Origin of the sequence: Kitasatospora nipponensis (genome assembly GCF_039528135.1) — a bacterium.
In the GTDB taxonomy this organism is placed as follows: Bacteria; Actinomycetota; Actinomycetes; order Streptomycetales; family Streptomycetaceae; genus Kitasatospora; species Kitasatospora nipponensis.
Window position 1 is genome coordinate 1 of the sequence record NZ_BAAALF010000543.1, and the last position, 954, is coordinate 954.

Consider the following 954-nt stretch of genomic DNA (forward strand, 5'->3'; position numbering starts at 1 on the left):
CGGATGGCTGATCACAGCGAAGGTCCGTCGGCGACCGGCCTCATGAAGGACCTGCGGGACGGGGATTGACTGTACGGTGCTCACGTGTTTCCTCGGGTACGCCTCGGCAGCAGGCCGGGTGACGCGTCTCCGTACCTGGTGAGCCGGGATCAGGTCCGCAGGCCCAGGAAGCGATAATAGGCTGTCGGGCGGCGTAGCCCTGAAATTCCCGGTCGCGTAGCACGTCGACCCAGATGACGTTGGACCGGTCGTCGGCGTCCAGCGTCTCCATCACCGCCATGACTCTCCTCGACTCGCTCCCCGCAGCCACCTTCTGCTTCGGGGACCTTGACATCGCAGGACTGCGCACGCAGCAAACGCGATGGCCCGGACCAACATCGCCGCCACCAGGGCCGTCCTGCCCCACGTGCACGCCGAGGGGATCGACTGGCCTGCCGTACGCCTCGCCCTCACCGCCCCTACTCGCCGGCTTGCGGATGGCCAAACTCTGGGCGACATCTTCGGAGAAGGCTGGGAGCCGATCCGCGCACCCATCGACCGTCAGATCGACCTGTGGCAACAGGTAGACGAGGACCTCGGCCCGGAGGTCACCGTGCGCCTGCTCTCCATGCACGGCTCTCGCACGGAGTCGGTCGGCGAGTGGTGGGGATCCGGCTGGTTCGAGACCATAACCCGCCGCGCCGTCGCCCACGCTGCGGGCGACGGCCCCCTCCCCCCCTCCGTCCCGGAGGTCTTCACAGACGCGGGGCACTTCACCGACGCCGCCGCCGGCCACCCCGACATGTTGGACGACGACACCTTCGCCTGGCTGACACAGGCCGTCTTCCAGGAGCGACTCCTCCTGCTCGACGTACACCTGCCCCGCACCACTGCACTCGCCCTTCCCGACTGGGCGGCACAGAGCCTTCTGCTCCTGATCGAACCGGACGCTGAGCCCACATCCACCGAGACACT

1 protein-coding gene is annotated in these 954 nt (G+C 67.8%); it reads left to right on the plus strand.

Annotated features, from left to right (window positions below):
- Window positions 1-361 precede the first annotated feature (361 nt).
- A partial coding sequence (locus ABD323_RS41770) for a hypothetical protein (protein ID WP_344447301.1) occupies window positions 362-954 on the plus strand: 593 nt, incomplete at its 3' end.